This is a genomic window from Xanthomonas sp. SI (assembly GCF_014236855.1).
Classification (GTDB): Bacteria; Pseudomonadota; Gammaproteobacteria; order Xanthomonadales; family Xanthomonadaceae; genus Xanthomonas_A.
In genome coordinates, this window is record NZ_CP051261.1 from 3590413 (window position 1) to 3606568 (window position 16156).

A 16156-nucleotide genomic window follows, 5' to 3' on the forward strand; every position below is an offset into this window, starting at 1 on the left:
CTCGCCCTCGCCTCCTCGCACGTGTCACAGAAAATTCATCGAAAACCGGTGCCCGATCGTCGCTGTCGATCCTCGTAGTCCAGGTACAACGCAGCATTTCGCCCTTCGCGGCGGCGCTGCGTCCCCACCTTCCGCTCCCACTGGACAACGACGATGCGCCGCACCCTGTTCCTTTCCATCGCCCTCGCCCTGCATGCCGGCACCGCCGGCGCCCAGACCACGCCCGCCGCGGTCGATGCGATTCCCGCGCAGCCGCTGGCGCGCGCGCTCAACACCCTGTCGCGGCAGAGCGGATTGCAATTCGTCTATGCCGCGGGCGTGGCCGGCGATCCGCAGACCCGCGGCACCCGCGCCGGCGCCACGCCGGAGCAGGCCTTGCGGCAACTGCTCGACGGCACCGGCCTGCGCTACCGCTATCTCAACCCGACCACGGTGACGATCGAAGCCGCAGGCGCGGCGAGCGACGCCCCGCAGGCGGTGCCGGCCGCGTCCGCCGCCGCCATGCCGGCCGCCGCACCCGCGGCCGACGCACCGGTGAAGGAATTGGACCGCATCCAGGTCCTCGGCAGCTACGCCGGCAGCCTCAGCGCCGCATTGCGCGAGAAGCGCTACGCCGACAGCGTGGTCGACGTGATCGCCGCCGAGGACATCGGCAAGCTGCCGGCGCAGAACGTGGCCGAAGCGCTGCAGCGCGTGCCCGGCGTGTCGATCGTGCGCGACCGCGGCGAAGGCGTGTACGTGCGCGTGCGCGGCCTGGGCCCGAACTTCCAGGTCACCACGCTCAACGGCCAGACCATGGCGGTCAACGAGAACGTGCGCACCTCCGGGCAGACCGGCCGCCAGTTCCGCTACGACACGCTGCCCGCCGAACTGGTGTCCGGCCTGGAAGTGATCAAGAGCCCCACCGCCGACCTGGACGAAGGCGCGATCGGCGGCATCGTCAACGTGCGCACGTTCCGCCCGCTGGAACTGGGCAAGACCCTGACCAACCTGTCGCTGGAATCGAGCCAGGCGCAGCGCACCCACGCCAACGATCCGCGCGTGTCCGGCCTGTTCAACTGGGTCAACGCCGATGGCAGCTTCGGCATGCTGATCTCCGGCGCCTACGCGCAGCGCAGCCTGCGCCAGGACCGGGTCAACGAAGTGAGCTGGGACTACTACCCCAATGGCGTGCCGGGCGCGCCCGGCGCCTACTACGCGCCGACCGGCTTGCGCCCGACGCTGGAACTGGAGCAACGCGAGCGCACCGGCGTGGCCGCCTCGCTGCAGTGGAAGCCGAGCGCGGCGTGGGAGACCAACCTGGACCTGCTGTACGCCAAACAGACCGTGCACTACGACGAATACAGCATGGGCGTGGGCTTCGACAGCCTGGCCAAGCTGAGCAACATTCGCGTCGAGCACGGCGGCATCACCGGCTTCGACTACCGCAACGGCCAGGTGCAGATCTCGCGCGAGACCTCCGGCATCACCGACGACAACCGCAGCGCGCGCCTGTCCAGCACCTGGAGCGGCGATCGCTGGACGCTGGGCGCGGTGGCGTTCCACTCGCAGGCGCACAGCTACGATTCGGACCCGATCCGCCGCACACGCCTGCGCAGCGGCACGAATCTGTCGATGCGCGTGGAGATGCCGCAGGCCGACGACGACAACGTGCCCGACTGGGCGTTCACCAACGGCTTCGATCCGAACAACCCGGCCACCGTGGCCGGGCGCCGCCTGGAGTGGCGCGAGATCGATGCGCGCGACAAGGAGGACGCGCTGCAGTTCGACGCCAAGCGCGCGCTCGACGGCGACTTCTTCCGCGACCTCAAGATCGGCGCCAAATACCGCCAGCGCTCGCGCAGCTACGACCGCGCCGACCTGCTGCTCAACAGCATCGCCGGCGTGCGTTTCCCGGCCGGCAACTTCACCGCGCTGCCGGTGGACGACATGCTCGCCGACGCCAACGGCACCCTGCCGCGGCAATGGCTGGCGCCGGTCGAATCCACCTTCTGGGGCAACTGGCCGACCGCCGCGGATCTGACCAACACGCCCAACAGCGCCGACCTGCAGAACTCCTATGAAGTGAAGGAAAAGATCGGCTCGGCCTATGCGATGGCCGATTTCGGCAGCGAACTTGCCGGCCGCGCACTGCGCGGCAATCTCGGCGTGCGCCTGGTGCGCACCGAGCAGACCACCGACGGCCATGCCGACGTCGACGGCACCGCGCAGCCGGTGCATTTCGAGCGCAGCTACAACAACGTACTGCCCTCGTTCAACGCCGCCTGGGACGTGCGCGAGGACATGGTGCTGCGCACTTCTGCGGCCAAGGTCATCACCCGCCCCGACCTCACCGACCTGTCGTCCAAGCTCACCTTCAACTCCAGCGGCGAGATCCTCACCGCCAGCGGCGGCAATCCCGGGCTCAAGCCGTTCGAAGCGTGGCAGTACGACTTGACCTTCGAGTGGTACATCGACGGCACCTCGGCGTTGACCGGCGGCGTGTTCTACAAGGACATCTCCAGCTTCATCCAGACCCAGATGTCGAACCTGGACTACCAGGGCCAGACCTATCTGCTGTCGTCCAAGACCAACGGCAGCGAGGCCAAGGTCAAGGGTGCGGAAGTGGCCTACCAGCAGGTGTTCGCTGGCCTGCCGGCGCCGCTGGATGGCTTGGGCATGCAGCTCAACTACACCTGGACCGACAGCGAGGCGACCTACCGCGACGGCACCGGCACCTTCACCGACAGCCTGGAAGGAGTGGCCAAAAACACCTACAACGCGGTGCTGTTCTACGAGAAGGGACCGCTGATGGCGCGGGTCAGCTACGGCTGGAGCGACGACATCCTCAACGCGGTCGGCACCGCCAACGTCGCCACGCTCAACAGCGACAAGTTCGGCAGCCTGGATGCGAACCTGGCCTACAAGGTCAACGACAACCTGTCGCTGTTCGTCAACGCGATCAATCTCACCGGCGAGGTGCAGCGCCAGTACGTCGGCGACCACCTGTTCGGCGGCTACACCGACTACGGCCGCACCTGGTCGGTCGGCCTGCGCGCACGTTTCTGAGCCGTGCCCGCGCAATCGCCGCCGTGGTGCGGCGTCGCGCGCGATGGCGACAGCGCCCACTGCGGCGCTGTCCGCCGACCCGTCTTCCCGGCCGGTACCACGGCCAGCGGCATACCGCGCTCTGCCGTACCGCCTCTTTCGGAACATGCCGATGCCCTTGATCCCTCGCCTCGCCGCCGCCGCGCTGCTCGTCCTCGCCCTGCTGCCGTTCGCCGCCGCGCACGCCGCAGTCGCAGCGCCGCAGGACACCCTGGAAAAAGTGCTGATCCTCAAACGCCATGGCGTGCGCTCGGCGATGTCCAGTCCGGAACAACTGGGCCGCTATTCGGCGCACCCATGGCCGCGCTTCGGCGTGCCGGCCGGATACCTGACCGAGAACGGCGCGCGCCTGGAGCAGTTGTTCGGCGCCTACTACCACGCGCTCTATGCAGCGCAGGGATTGTTCGCCGGCGACGCCTGCGCCAGCGCCTACTACTGGGCCAATCGCACCCAGCGCACCATCGCCTCGGCGCAGGCGTTGGCGAGCACGCTGACGCCAGGTTGCGCGAACGTTGTGCACAGCGTCGCCGACGGCGCCTCCGATCCGCTGTTCGACGGCGCGCCGGCCTTGCGCACGCCCGCCGCCGCCGCGCTGATGCGCGCGGCCATCGCCGGCCGCATCGGCGGCGACGCCGACGCCTGGAACGCGGCGCAGCGCGATGCGATCGACACGCTGCAGCAGTTGCTGTTGCAGTGCGCGCAGCGGCCGTGCCCGGCCGACGCGGGTGCCGGCAAGCAGCGCCTGGACGCGGTGGCCGCGCAGATGAGCGATACCGACGACGGGATTCCCGGCGTCGAAGGTCCGGCGTCGGCCGCCTCCGGCATCAGCGAAAGCCTGCTGATGGGCTGGGCCAACGGCCAGGACTTCGCCGCGCTGGGCTGGCAAGGCCTGGACGAAGCCAGCCTGCTGCGCGCGTTCGCCCCGCACCAGGCCGAGTTCGCGCTGCGCCTGCGCGCGCCCACGGTGGCGCGCATGGCCAGTTCGCCGCTGGCCGCGCGCGTACTGGCCACGCTGCAGCAAGGCAGCGACAGCGTCGCGCATATCGCACCGATCGGCGGCGATGCGCGGCTGGTGGTGCTGTCCGGACACGACGGCACGCTGACTCTGCTGGCCGGCATGCTCGATCTGCACTGGCAGTTGCCCGGCTACCAGCCCGACCAGACCGTGCCCGGCGGCGCGCTGGTGTTCGAGCGCTGGCGCCGCGCCGATGGGCAGCGCGTGATCCGCCTGCGCTACACCGCGCAGAGCCTGGCGCAGCTGCGCGAACGGCGTGCGCTGACGCTGCAGGCGCCACCGCCGTCAGCGCCGGTGTTCATTCCCGGCTGCAGCAGCGCCACGCCGGGCTACGACTGCCCATTACCGACACTGGCCACGCTGATCGGCGCGGCGATCGACCCACAGTTCCTGAGCGAATGACGCCATGCCTCCGGCCGTTGGCCGACGACGTGGCTGCCGCATCGGCGCATCCGGCGCCGTTTGGCGCATTCCGCGCCGCTTCCCTGGCCATCGCGCCAGCCGCTGTTCCCCACCACCGCAAGAGGCGATTCATGATCCAGCATCTACGCACCCTCGTGAGCTTCGGCATCGGACTGAGCATGGCCTGTGCCGGCGTGGCGCACGCGCAATCGGACACCGGCGTGCTCGACGTGCTCAGCTACAACGTCGCCGGACTGCCCGAGGGCATCTCCAGCAGCAACCCGTCCGCCAACACCGCGCAGCTGGCGCCGAAACTGGCGCCGTACGGCCTGGTCCACGTGCAGGAGGACTTCAACTACCACGCCACCCTGTATGCCGGCGACACGCATCCCTACCGCACCCCGACCAGCGGCGGCGCCGCGATCGGCGACGGCCTCAACACGCTGAGCAACTATCCCTTCAGCGACTTCACCCGGGTCAAATGGAACCAGTGCAACGGCACCGACTGCCTGACCCCGAAGGGCTTCAGCTACATGCGCGTGCGCCTGGCCGACGGCGTGCTGCTGGACGTGTACAACGCCCATCCCAATGCCGGCACTGAAGCCAGCGACCTGTCCGCACGCCGCGCCAATATCGGCCAGCTCTCGCAGTTCATCCAGACCTGGTCGGCCGGCAACGCGGTACTGGTGATGATGGATTCCAACACCCGCTACACCCGCGCCGACGACAACATCCGCACGCTGATCGCATCCAACGGGCTGACTGATCCGTGGGTGGAACTGGTCAAGGGCAGCGCACCGGCCGCCGGTGCGGAGCCGCTGCTGTGCGGCACGCCGCCGACCAACGCCTGCGAAGTGGTCGACAAGATCCTGTACCGCGATGCGCCGCAGCTGACCCTGGTCGCCAACCGCTACCAGCTCGATCCGGGTAAGTTCTACGACAGCGCCGGCAAGCCGCTGTCCGACCACTACCCGCTGTACGCGCAGTTCGGCTGGGCGGTCGGCACCGCCGTGCGCACCAGCGACCAGTTCGGCGGCCCGCACGGCATGCCGTTCAACGATCTGGCCGACAGCGCCAGCGCGCGTCCGCTCAGCGGCGTGACCCTGCGCGGCGCCGAGCGCCTGGATAACGTCGGCGTGATCCTGGACACCGGCAAGCTGCTCGCGCACGGCGGCACTGGCGGACAGGCGACCACTCTGTCGCTGGGCGCCAACGAGACGCTGACCTCGGCCACCGTCAGCGTCGGCAAGTACAACGACACGACCCGCGTGTTCTCGCTGAGCCTGCGCACCAGCATCGGCCGCAGCGTGCAGGTGGGCAAGCAGACCAGCGAGACCTACACGCTGACCGCGCCCAGCGGCTGGCACATCGCCGGCTTCACCGGCCGCGCCGGCGACGCGATCGACAAGCTCGGCGTGGTGTACCGGAAGAACTGACAGGGACGGCGGGACGCCACACGCCCGCGCGCAAACGGCAATGGCGCTCGTTACGGCGAGCGCCGTTCGCCAGGCCGCGGGGTTTGCCGCTGCGCATCCGACAGGGCGCCAACGCCAGCACGCCGGTAGCGGACAGGTCGCGACAGCGCGTGCGACCGGATCATGGCGTCTCGGCGCGCAGTTTCAGCGCCGGCACCGGCATCGCCGCCAACGCCTCGATGTCGCGCGCACGCGCGGCCTTGAGCTGCGCGAACAACGCACGGATCTCGGTATCGCCGTAAGCGCGGCGGCTCAGGCCGATCATCAACACGCCGTGGCCGGCGGGGCTGGGCACGTAGCGATACGCATTCCATTCGACGATCGTGTTGCCCTCGGCATCGGTGGCCGACAGCACGAAGTCGAGCAGCGCCTGGTCCTTGGATTCGCTGAGCAGCGGGGTGTAGTGCACCACCGGATCGGTCGCCTTGCGCCGCTCCAGTTCGGCCACCTTGATTCCCATCAGTTGCTCGGGCGTGGCCGACCGATCGTCCAGCAGATCCAGCATCAGCATCGACTGGTAGCGCTCGACGTTCTGCCCCTGCGGCACGTATTCGTGCTTGTAGAAATCCGGGCGCGGATGGCTGCTCCAGGCCAGATGGTAGGCGGCGCCTGCCAACTGCAACGGGCCGGGCACCGTCAGATAATCCTTCGTCTGCTGCCCTGCGGCGGCGGCCGCAGCGGTCACGCACAACAGGGCGTACAGGCCCATCCGCAGCAGCGGTCGCACGATCATGCGCATCGTTCCAGTCCTTTAGAGAGTGTTGCAATCGAAATGCCGGCAGCGCCGGGCGCCGCGGCAAGCAGGCGTGGCAGCTGCCGCAGCGGGATGCAGGGCCGACCATGGCACGCGCGCCGCATGCGCGCCAATCCGGCAGCAGCGACCGGGCCGCAGGACCCGGCCGCTGCAGGATCGGACGCGGCTCAGGCCTGCTTCGGATCCGGGCCGTAGGCGTTGGCGCCCTTGACCCCTTCCATGAACATGAAGACCAGGATCACCACGCCGCCCAGCCAGGGAATCAGGCCCAGCAGCACGTACCAGCCGGACTTGCCCTGATCGTGGAAACGGCGCACCTGCACCGCGATCGACGGCACCAGCACGGCGAGCGAATACAGGCCCAGCAACACGACCGCCACCAGCGACAGCATGCTGGTGCCGTTCTGGCCGCCGACGCCGCCGCCGATTCCCATCAACACCATCAGCACGGTGATCACCACGATGTTCAACAGCGTGAACATCCAGTACTCCTTGCGCCGCGAACGCCCGGAAAAATCCGCGTAGCGCTTGAGCGGCATCAACATCCATTCCATTGTGTTTCCCTTTTTTCGAACCGCTGCCTCACTGCAGCGGGCGGCATGGTGGCATAAACGCCGCCGCAGGGAAACGCTTGCGGCTACTCGCTCGCCGCCTCCAGCGCCTGCGACAGGCGCTCCACCGCGATCACTTCCATGCCCTTGACCACGCCGGTCTTGGGCGCATTGGCCTTGGGCACGATGGCGCGCTTGAAACCGTGCGTGGCCGCTTCGCGCAGCCGGTCCTCGCCGTTGGGCACCGGGCGGATCTCGCCGGACAGGCCGACCTCGCCGAAGGCGATGGTCTTCTCCGCCAGCGGCTTGTCGCGCAGCGAGGACAGCACCGCCAACAGCACCGGCAGATCGGCCGCGGTCTCCTGCACGCGGATGCCGCCGACCACGTTGACGAACACGTCCTGGTCGCCGACCAGGATGCCGCCGTGCCGATGCAGCACCGCCAGCAGCATCGCCAGGCGGTTCTGCTCCAGGCCCACCGCCACCCGCCGCGGATTGGACAGCGGCGAGGCATCGACCAGCGCCTGCACTTCCACCATCAGCGGCCGCGTGCCTTCGCGCGTCACCATCACGCAGCTGCCGGGCTGGTTGGTGCTGCTGCCGGACAGGAAGATCGCCGACGGATTGGACACTTCCTTCAGTCCCTTCTCGCCCATCGCGAACACGCCCAGTTCGTTGACCGCGCCGAAGCGGTTCTTGAACGCGCGCAGCAGGCGGAAACGGCTGCCGCTCTCGCCCTCGAAATACAGCACCGCATCGACCATGTGCTCGAGCACGCGCGGCCCGGCGATGCCGCCTTCCTTGGTCACGTGGCCGACCAGGAACACCGCGGTGCCGGTCTCCTTGGCATAGCGCACCAGCCGCGCCGCGCTCTCGCGCACCTGGCTGACCGAGCCGGGCGCGGCGGTCAACGATTCGGTCCACAGGGTCTGCACCGAGTCGGCCACGATCAGCTTGGGCTGGGCCGCGCTGGCCTGCTGTAAGATCTGTTCGATGCCGGTCTCGGCCAGCGCGTTGAGGCCGTCCAGCGGCAGGTCCAGGCGCACCGCGCGGCCGGCGACCTGGGCGAGCGATTCCTCGCCGGTCACGTACAGCACCGGCAGCGTGCTGGCCATCTTGGCCAGCGCCTGCAGCAGCAGGGTCGACTTGCCGATGCCCGGGTCGCCGCCGATCAGCACCACCGCGCCTTCGACCAGGCCGCCGCCAAGCACCCGGTCGAACTCGCCGATGCCGGTGGACACGCGCGCCTGGTCGCGATGCTCCACGTCCTTGAGCGCGGTGATCTTCGGCGCCTCGGTCTTGCCGGCCCAGCCGCTGCGCCGCGCCGCGGCCGGCGCCTTCGCCGCCGACGCGCTTTCCAGCACGATCTCGCTCAGCGAATTCCACGCCCCGCACTCGGTGCACTGGCCTTGCCATTTGGTGTACTCGGCGCCGCAGTCGCCGCACACATAGGCCGTTTTCGCTTTTGCCATCTCGCTCTTGTCCGCTGCCAGGAGGCACCAGCATAGGCGCTGGCGGTCTCAGGTTGCGCGACTGGGCACATGGACCGCCGCCGATGCCCGCGACGGCGCCGCGTCTATCGATGGCGGCGGCAAGCTAATCGGCCACAAACCGTGCGTATCGGCGGCAAAACATCGGCGAACTGCAACTGTAGCCACGCACACATCACGTACGTAACGAACCCAATGGCGCTGCGCAGTTGGCAGCGCCGCTTGACTGGCGGGTGTCGCTGCGGCTCTGGCAGCTTGAAAGGCCGTCACGACGTCGGTGCCTCAGGCGCCAGTGTCCTCGGGCTTAAGGCCCATCGAGTATTCCTCGATATCCTTGCCATCGACCCAACCGCTGGCGCAGTCGCCAGCGTAGTGACCATCCGGCTTGCGTGTGCAGGCGATGCCCGTTGTCGGGCGTTTCCATTCGGTCGGCGCGTCGGCGCCCTTGCACATCGCGTTGCCCTTGCAGAGCTTCACGGTACGGGTTGGAATCGCCATGACCAGGGCACGCACCAAAACCCCGTCCTTGCGTTGCGCCGCCCGCAGGCACAGCAGCTGGTTCACTCCGACATGGGCGACGGCCTTGCCTGCGGCTGGTTTGAAACTGTCCTTGAGCGTGACGCCGTTTTCTGCTCCAACAGCGCCGAACGACAGGTTCGAGGTGCAGTCGTCACCGGCGTCGATCGCCGTGCCGTCAATGGTGCAGGCAGTGTTGCCGTGCGTGTCACGGGTGCAGGCCACGGCAGAGCCAGGCGACGACGCCTGTAACATCACCTGCAAGGCGTGCGCATCGCCTGGCGCGGCTGACGCCGCTGAGGCTGCTACCAGAACAATCAGGCTCAGCGCCCATCCACAAGAATTGATGCTCTGACTCCTACTGAGAAGGCCCCTCACGCTGCCTTTGACGGAGCCGGCGATGGCCTTGTGGCTGGAATTAACGAACATGGTTGTCACGGGCTTCTCCTGAGCGATCTTTTGCACAATGCATACATCCGGGCAATCGCCGGCAACTGTGGTGCCGGCATGATCTGGACCCTGGCGTTCGGCGGCCAGACGAAATCATCGACTGGGGCGCTCAGCGTGATTCGAGACCGCCCCTTGCCGCTGCGCGCTTTCATGTGCATTCGCTCTCCACATCATTCAACGTCGGCGTCATTGAATGCACGCAGCGCTCAGCGCGCCTTGTACAGCTCGCTCAACCGATCCGGCTTGCCGGCGATACGCTCCAGGTGCGGATACTGCAGGCCGCCGTGGTAGGCGATGCGCAGCGTGTCGTAGCGGTTGCCGCGCTTGACCAGCAGTTCGATCGGCGCGGTGCCGCCCTTGGCCGCGGTGATCGCCTCCTTGATCGTGTCGGCGCTGAACTCGCGGCCGTTGACCGCGACCACGCTGTTGCCGGCGATGATGCCGGCATCGAACGCCGGGCCGTCCCACAGCACGTCCTGCACGCTGCCCTTGTCGTCCAGGCTCAGGCCCAGCGAATAGGTCAGACCGACGCCCTTCTTGGTCGCTTCGTAGGTCTTGATCGCCTCGTTCGGCTGATCGCTGTAGACCAGCTTCCAGCCGCTGGCCTCGATGCCGCCGACCAGCGAACCGTGGCCATCGACGCGGCTGCGCAGGAACGTCGCCCAGTCGTACTTGGCCACGCCGTCGAGCGTGGCGACGATGTCCTCGAAGGTATACGGACTCACGTCCCAGGCGCCGTCGTGCATGCCGAAGAAGGCCTTGGCGAAGTCGTCGATCGAGCGCTTGTTGCCGCTGAGCTCGCGCAGCTTGGCATCGGTTTCCAGCCACAGCATCTGCCCGCCGGAATAGTAGTCCTCGCTCATCTGGTAACTGCGGTAGGCGCGCGGCCGGCGCAGCGACATGGTCGGATCGTTGGTGGTGTCCTGCAGCGCGCGCCAGGCCAGGCCGGGGCGGCCGCGCTGGTAGGTGGCGGCGACGTCGGCGAGCGCGTCGCGCGCCTGGCTCTGCGTCCACAGGCCGGAACGCGCGGACAGCACTTCGCCCCAGAACTGGGTCTGGCCTTCGTACAGCCACAGCAGGCTGTCGCCCATCGGCACGTTGAAGTTCGGCGTGGCCAGATCGACGCCGCGGCGGTACTTGCCGTTCCAGGAATGGTTGAACTCGTGCGGAAGCAGGTCGCGCCGGTCCCAGCTCTTGTCCCACTCGGTGAAGTAGTTGAGCGGGCCGCTGTTCTCGCTGGAGCGGTGATGCTCCAGGCCGATGCCGCCGAGCTTTTCGGTCAGGGCCAGCAGGAATTCGTAGTGGTCGAAATGACGCGCGCCGTACAGCTTGTCCATCTGCTGCACCAGCGCCGCGTGCGCCTTGATCTGCTCGGGCTTGGCCTCCAGCGACTTGGCCTCGTCGGCGAACACGTTCAGGTACACCGGCGCCTTGCCGCCGGCGTCCAGCGCGATGCGCTTGTAGTACTTGCCGGCGAACATCGGCGAATCGACCAGGTCGTCGAAGTCGATCGGCTTGAACGTCACCGTGTCGCCGACGCGGGTGGCGGTCTCCAGCGCGGTGGCGTAGCTCCAGCCCGGTGGCAGGGTCACGCTGGCCTGGGCCTTGATGTTGCGCGCGTAGTAGCCGGCCGGGTACAGCGCGGTGGTGTTCCACTGCAGGTTGAGCAGCTCCGGGGTCATCATCACCCGGCCCTGGCCGTCGCCCTGCGAGGACAGGAACTGGTACTCGGCGACGATCTCGCTGGCGCCCTGCGGCACCTCGACCTTGAACGCGTACACGTCGAACTGGTCGCGCTTCCACGGCAGCACCTGGCCGTTGGCCTTGATCACCAACCCGGCCAGCTTGTCGATCGGCCCGGTCGGCGAGTGGTTGCCCGGGATCCACTGCGGATACAGCAGGGTCATCGGACCCGGCGTGGCCGGCATCGTGGTGCGCACGCGGAAGATGCGGTGCGCCAGGTCGGTGGCGTCGACGTCGATCTTCAGGGTGCCGGCGAACGGCACGTCCTGCGGCGGCGCGGTCTGCGCCGAGGCCTGGAAGGCGGCGGTGGCGGCCAGCAGCAGCGGCGCCATCCAGGCGGTGGACTTGGTCATGGGGTCTCCAGTGGGGTGCGGCGAACGGACAACCCGTCGATGCTATGCCGCCTGCGCCGCGGCGTTCCATGCCATTGGTCATGGATCGGCGCCATTGCCGGCAACGCCGGGCCAATATTCGCGCCGAGGCGAGCGCCACAACGCAAAAGGCCGCCCGGAGGCGGCCTTTTGCGTTGTGGCGCTTGCGCGCCCTCAATGCATCATGTTGACGTTGAGATTGTGCATGACCCACAGCGAGCCGATCACCACGATGCCGATGATCAGCAGCGAGAACAGGCCCACGTGCACGTTGGAGCGCTGCTCGGCGGAGCGGTCCATGTGCAGGAAGTAGATCAGGTGCACCAGCATCTGCACCGCGGCCAGCACCGCGATGACGATGACGGTCACGCCCTTGGGGAACGCGCCGCTCATCACCATGCCGAACGGGATCACGGTGAGCACCACCGCCATCACGAAGCCGATCAGGTAGGACTTCAGGCCGCTGCCGTGCGACTCGGCGTGTGCGTCGGAAGAAGAGTGGTTGGCCATTACAGCGCTCCCAGCAGGTAGACGATGGTGAACACGCCGATCCAGATCACGTCCAGGAAGTGCCAGAACAGGCTCAGGCACGCCAGGCGGGTGGTGTTGCGCGGGGTCAGGCCGTTCTTGGCGACCTGGATCACCAGCACCGCCATCCACAGCAGGCCCGAGGCCACGTGCAGACCGTGGGTGCCGACCAGGGTGAAGAACGCGGACAGGAACGCACTGCGGCCGGGGCCGGCGCCCTCTTCGATCAGGTGATGGAACTCGTAGATTTCCATGCCCAGGAAGCCCAGGCCCAGCGCCGCGGTGACCGCCAGCCAGCCGTACAGGCCGCCCAGGCTGCGCTTGTGCGCGGAGATCATCGCCAGACCGAAGCTCAGGCTACTGAACAGCAGCAGGAAGGTTTCCACCAGCACGAACTTCAGGTCGAACAGTTCCTTGGCGGTGGGGCCGTCCACCGTCGCGCCGGCCAGCACCGCGTAGGTCGCGAACAGGCCGGCGAAGAGCAGGCAGTCGCTCATCAGGTAGACCCAGAACCCGAACACGGTGTTGCCGCCGCTGTCGTGGTGGGCGTGGTCGTCGTGGCCGTCTGCGTGCACGGCGTGGTGGTTGTCGAGCGTCGTGGACATGGTTCAGACCGCCTTTGCGGCATGTGCCGCCTGTTGCTGTTCCAGCAGGGCGAAACGCGCGTTCTCGATGCGCTCCACTTCCTCTGCCGGCACCCAGTAATCGACGTCGTCGTCGAACGTGCGCGCGATGAAGCTGCCGATCATGCCGACCAGGCCGATGATCGCCATCCACCAGATGTGCCAGATCAAACCGAAGCCCAGCACCACGCTGAAGGCCCCGATCCAGACCCCGGCCGCGGTGTTGCGCGGCATGTGGATCGGTTCGTACTTGTCAGGACGCGTCCAGGCCTTGCCCTTGACCTTGTCTTCCCAGAACTGGTCGCGGTCGTCGATGTGCGGCAGCACGGCGAAGTTGTAGAACGGCGGCGGCGAGGACGTGGCCCACTCCAGCGTGCGGCCGCCCCACGGGTCGCCGGTCAGGTCCAGGTTGTCCTTGCGCTTCCAGACGCTGTAGCCGATCTGCACCAGGTTCAGGAAGATGCCGATGCCGATGATCGCCGCGCCGGCCGCGGCCACCATCAGCCACGGCGCCCACTCCGGGTGGTTGTAGCTGTTCATGCGCCGGGTCATGCCCATGAAGCCGAGCACGTACAGCGGCATGAAGGCGACGAAGAAGCCGACGATCCAGCACCAGAACGAAGCCTTGCCCAGCGTCTCGTTGAGCTTGAAGCCGAACGCCTTCGGGAACCAGTAGGTCAGGCCGGCCAGGTAGCCGAACACCACGCCGCCGATGATCACGTTATGGAAGTGCGCGATCAGGAACAGGCTGTTGTGCAGCACGAAGTCCACGGCCGGGATCGCCAGCATCACCCCGGTCATGCCGCCGATGGTGAAGGTGATGATGAAGCCGATCGTCCACAGCACCGGCGCGGTCATGCGCACCCGGCCGCGGAACATGGTGAACAGCCAGTTGAAGATCTTCACCCCGGTGGGGATGGAGATGATCATCGTGGTGATGCCGAAGAAGGCGTTGACGTTGGCGCCCGAGCCCATCGTGAAGAAGTGATGCAGCCACACGATGAACGACAGCACGCCGATCGCCGAGGTCGCGTAGACCATCGAGGTGTAGCCGAACAGGCGCTTGCTGCTGAAGGTGGCGATCAGCTCGGAGAAGATGCCGAACGCCGGCAGGATCAGGATATAGACTTCCGGGTGGCCCCAGATCCAGATCAGGTTGACGTACATCATGGCGTTGCCGCCACCGTCGTTGGTGAAGAAGTGCGTGCCCAGGTAGCGGTCGGCACCCAGCAGCGCCAGCGCCACGGTCAGGATCGGGAACGCGGCGATGATCAGGATGTTGGTGATCAGCGCGGTCCAGGTGAAGATCGGCATGCGCATCAGGGTCATGCCCGGCGTGCGCATGCGCATGATCGTCACGAAGAAGTTGATGCCGGTCAGCAATGTGCCTAGACCCGATATCTGCAAGGCCCAGATGTAGTAGTCGACGCCGACCCCTGGACTGTATTCCAGCCCCGACAGCGGCGGATACGCCAGCCAGCCGGTCTGGGCGAATTCGCCCACGCCCAGCGAGATGTTGACCAGCGCCGCGCCGGCTACGAACAGCCAGAAGCTCAGCGAGTTCAGGAACGGGAACGCCACGTCGCGCGCGCCGATCTGCAGCGGCACGATCAGGTTCAGCAGGCCGGTCATGAACGGCATGGCCATGAAGAAGATCATGATCACGCCGTGCGCGGTGAAGATCTGGTCGTAGTGGTGCGGCGGAAAGATGCCCTCGTTGCCGCCGTGCGCGATCGCCTGCTGGGTGCGCATCATCGCCGCATCGGCGAAGCCGCGCAGCAGCATGACCAGCGCCACCAGGATGTACATCACGCCGATGCGCTTGTGGTCGACCGAGGTGAACCACTCCTTCCAGAGATAGCCCCACAGCTTGTACTTGGTGACCGCTGCGACCACCAGCAGGCCGAGCAGGCCGGCGCCGCCGAGGGCGGCCATGATGATCGGCTCGTGGTACGGAACCGCCTCGAGCGTGAGTTTGCCTAGCATCACTTGTCTCCAGAAGTGCACATGGCGACCGGCTCAGCAGCCGATGCCGGATGGTCGTCGTGGCCTTCCATGTGGTGGCCCTTGCCCATCATGTATTTGTCGAGCAACGACTTGAACATGCCGTCCTGCACCGACGAGTAGTAGGTCACCGGGTACTGCGCCTTGTCGTTGCGGTTGGCCGCAAGGATCTGGAACTCGGCCTGGTCCAGCGCCTTCGGCGCGGCCTTGACCTTGGCCACCCAGGCGTCGAACCCGGCCCGATCGGTGGCGTGCGCGGTGAAGCCCATCTTCGAGAAGCCGTGGCCGCTGTAGTTCGCCGACAGGCCGAAATAGTCGCCCGGCTCGTTGGCGATCAGGTGCAGCTTGGTCTCCATGCCGGCCATCGCGTAGATCTGCGTGCCCAGGTGCGGGATGAAGAACGAGTTCATCACCGTATCTGAGGTGATCTTGAAGTTCAGCGGCGTATCCACCGGGAACGCGATCTCGTTGACCGTGGCGATGCCCTGCTCCGGATAGATGAACATCCACTTCCAGTCCAGCGCCACCGCCTCGATGACGATCGGCTTGACCTTGGAGTCCAGCGGCTTGTACGGATCCAGCTCGTGCGAGGAGCGCCAGGTCAGCACCGCCAGCACCAGGATGATCATGCACGGGATCGACCACACCACCACCTCGATCGCGGTGGAATGCGACCAGTTCGGCTCGTAGCGGGCCTTGGTATTGGACGCGCGGTAGCGCCAGGCGAAGGCCAGGGTCATCACGATGACCGGGACCACCACCAGCAGCATCAACACCACCGAGGTGATCAGCAACGTCTTTTCGTCGTGGCCGATCTGCCCCTTGGGGTTGAGAATGGCCGCGTCGCACCCGGCCAGCAGCAGCGCGGGCAGGAGCAACAGACCGGAGCGCAGCGAGCGCCGGAGTTGTTTCAACGGAATCATCGAACGATCCAATTGCGTAGGGGATGCGGAACGCGCAACGGCAAACGGGAGCGGCCCGGACGGGCGTTTCCGCGTTTCCTGCGGCATCCTGGCCGGCATGCGCGATCGACCACGCATTTTATGCTGCCGTGCGGCATCTCCGAAAGCCATTGACAAGGCCGAGCGTGCGCACAGGCGTGTTTTTGCGTGCGACACATTGCCGCACCTGCGTGCGACGGATCGCC

General features: G+C 67.0%; 12 protein-coding genes. 3 read left to right on the forward strand and 9 right to left on the reverse strand.

Translation table 11 applies throughout. The features are described from left to right. Positions 1-153: 153 nt before the first annotated feature. The 3 genes from HEP75_RS14985 to HEP75_RS14995 all read left to right on the forward strand — a co-directional run bounded on the left by HEP75_RS14985 (position 154) and on the right by HEP75_RS14995 (position 5940). Complete coding sequence (locus HEP75_RS14985; RefSeq protein ID WP_185824056.1) at positions 154-3048, forward strand: TonB-dependent receptor; 2895 nt, start codon at positions 154-156, stop codon at positions 3046-3048. A gap of 151 nt (positions 3049-3199) precedes the next feature. After that, positions 3200-4504, forward strand: a complete 1305-nt coding sequence (locus HEP75_RS14990) for a histidine-type phosphatase (protein WP_185824057.1) — start codon at positions 3200-3202, stop codon at positions 4502-4504. 131 nt (positions 4505-4635) lie between these two features. Next, positions 4636-5940, forward strand: a complete 1305-nt coding sequence (locus tag HEP75_RS14995; protein ID WP_185824058.1) for a jacalin-like lectin — start codon at positions 4636-4638, stop codon at positions 5938-5940. A 160-nt stretch (positions 5941-6100) separates the two neighbouring features. On the opposite strand, the gene HEP75_RS15000 is transcribed toward HEP75_RS14995, so the two are convergent. From HEP75_RS15000 to cyoA, 9 genes are all read right to left on the reverse strand, one after another. Continuing rightward, on the reverse strand, positions 6101-6712 hold the full coding sequence (locus HEP75_RS15000; protein WP_185824059.1) for a hypothetical protein: 612 nt from the start codon (positions 6710-6712) through the stop codon (positions 6101-6103). Positions 6713-6900: 188 nt separating this feature from the next. Next, positions 6901-7287, reverse strand: coding sequence for a DUF805 domain-containing protein (locus HEP75_RS15005; RefSeq protein ID WP_185813489.1), 387 nt, complete (start codon positions 7285-7287; stop codon positions 6901-6903). An 83-nt stretch (positions 7288-7370) separates the two neighbouring features. Next, entirely contained in the window at positions 7371-8756 is a 1386-nt protein-coding gene (radA, locus tag HEP75_RS15010) for a DNA repair protein RadA (protein WP_185824060.1), read from the reverse strand. A gap of 300 nt (positions 8757-9056) precedes the next feature. Then, positions 9057-9755, reverse strand: a complete 699-nt coding sequence (locus tag HEP75_RS15015; protein WP_221899269.1) for a hypothetical protein — start codon at positions 9753-9755, stop codon at positions 9057-9059. Between the two features lie 191 nt (positions 9756-9946). Further along, entirely contained in the window at positions 9947-11836 is a 1890-nt protein-coding gene (locus HEP75_RS15020; protein WP_185824062.1) for a tetratricopeptide repeat protein, read from the reverse strand. 192 nt (positions 11837-12028) lie between these two features. Next, on the reverse strand, positions 12029-12364 hold the full coding sequence (gene cyoD, locus HEP75_RS15025; RefSeq protein ID WP_185813493.1) for a cytochrome o ubiquinol oxidase subunit IV: 336 nt from the start codon (positions 12362-12364) through the stop codon (positions 12029-12031). Further along, complete coding sequence (gene cyoC, locus HEP75_RS15030) at positions 12364-12987, reverse strand: cytochrome o ubiquinol oxidase subunit III (protein WP_185824063.1); 624 nt, start codon at positions 12985-12987, stop codon at positions 12364-12366. The genes cyoD and cyoC overlap by 1 nt, the downstream gene beginning before the upstream one ends. Before the next feature lie 3 nt (positions 12988-12990). Then, positions 12991-14991, reverse strand: coding sequence for a cytochrome o ubiquinol oxidase subunit I (cyoB, locus tag HEP75_RS15035; protein ID WP_185820663.1), 2001 nt, complete (start codon positions 14989-14991; stop codon positions 12991-12993). Beyond that, positions 14991-15932 (reverse strand): ubiquinol oxidase subunit II, encoded by a 942-nt coding sequence (cyoA, locus tag HEP75_RS15040; RefSeq protein ID WP_185813496.1) that lies wholly within the window; start codon positions 15930-15932, stop codon positions 14991-14993. The genes cyoB and cyoA overlap by 1 nt, the downstream gene beginning before the upstream one ends. Positions 15933-16156 lie beyond the last annotated feature (224 nt).

Bases quoted from the DNA above. Each gene is read 5' to 3' on its own strand.
- HEP75_RS15005 (WP_185813489.1), bottom strand. From the start codon at position 7,287: ATGGAATGGATGTTGATGCCGCTCAAGCGCTACGCGGATTTTTCCGGG.
- cyoA (WP_185813496.1), bottom strand. From the start codon at position 15,932: ATGATTCCGTTGAAACAACTCCGGCGCTCGCTGCGCTCCGGTCTGTTG.
- radA (WP_185824060.1), bottom strand. From the start codon at position 8,756: ATGGCAAAAGCGAAAACGGCCTATGTGTGCGGCGACTGCGGCGCCGAG.
- cyoD (WP_185813493.1), bottom strand. From the start codon at position 12,364: ATGGCCAACCACTCTTCTTCCGACGCACACGCCGAGTCGCACGGCAGC.
- HEP75_RS15020 (WP_185824062.1), bottom strand. From the start codon at position 11,836: ATGACCAAGTCCACCGCCTGGATGGCGCCGCTGCTGCTGGCCGCCACC.
- cyoC (WP_185824063.1), bottom strand. From the start codon at position 12,987: ATGTCCACGACGCTCGACAACCACCACGCCGTGCACGCAGACGGCCAC.
- HEP75_RS14985 (WP_185824056.1), top strand. From the start codon at position 154: ATGCGCCGCACCCTGTTCCTTTCCATCGCCCTCGCCCTGCATGCCGGC.
- cyoB (WP_185820663.1), bottom strand. From the start codon at position 14,991: ATGCTAGGCAAACTCACGCTCGAGGCGGTTCCGTACCACGAGCCGATC.
- HEP75_RS14995 (WP_185824058.1), top strand. From the start codon at position 4,636: ATGATCCAGCATCTACGCACCCTCGTGAGCTTCGGCATCGGACTGAGC.
- HEP75_RS14990 (WP_185824057.1), top strand. From the start codon at position 3,200: ATGCCCTTGATCCCTCGCCTCGCCGCCGCCGCGCTGCTCGTCCTCGCC.
- HEP75_RS15000 (WP_185824059.1), bottom strand. From the start codon at position 6,712: ATGATCGTGCGACCGCTGCTGCGGATGGGCCTGTACGCCCTGTTGTGC.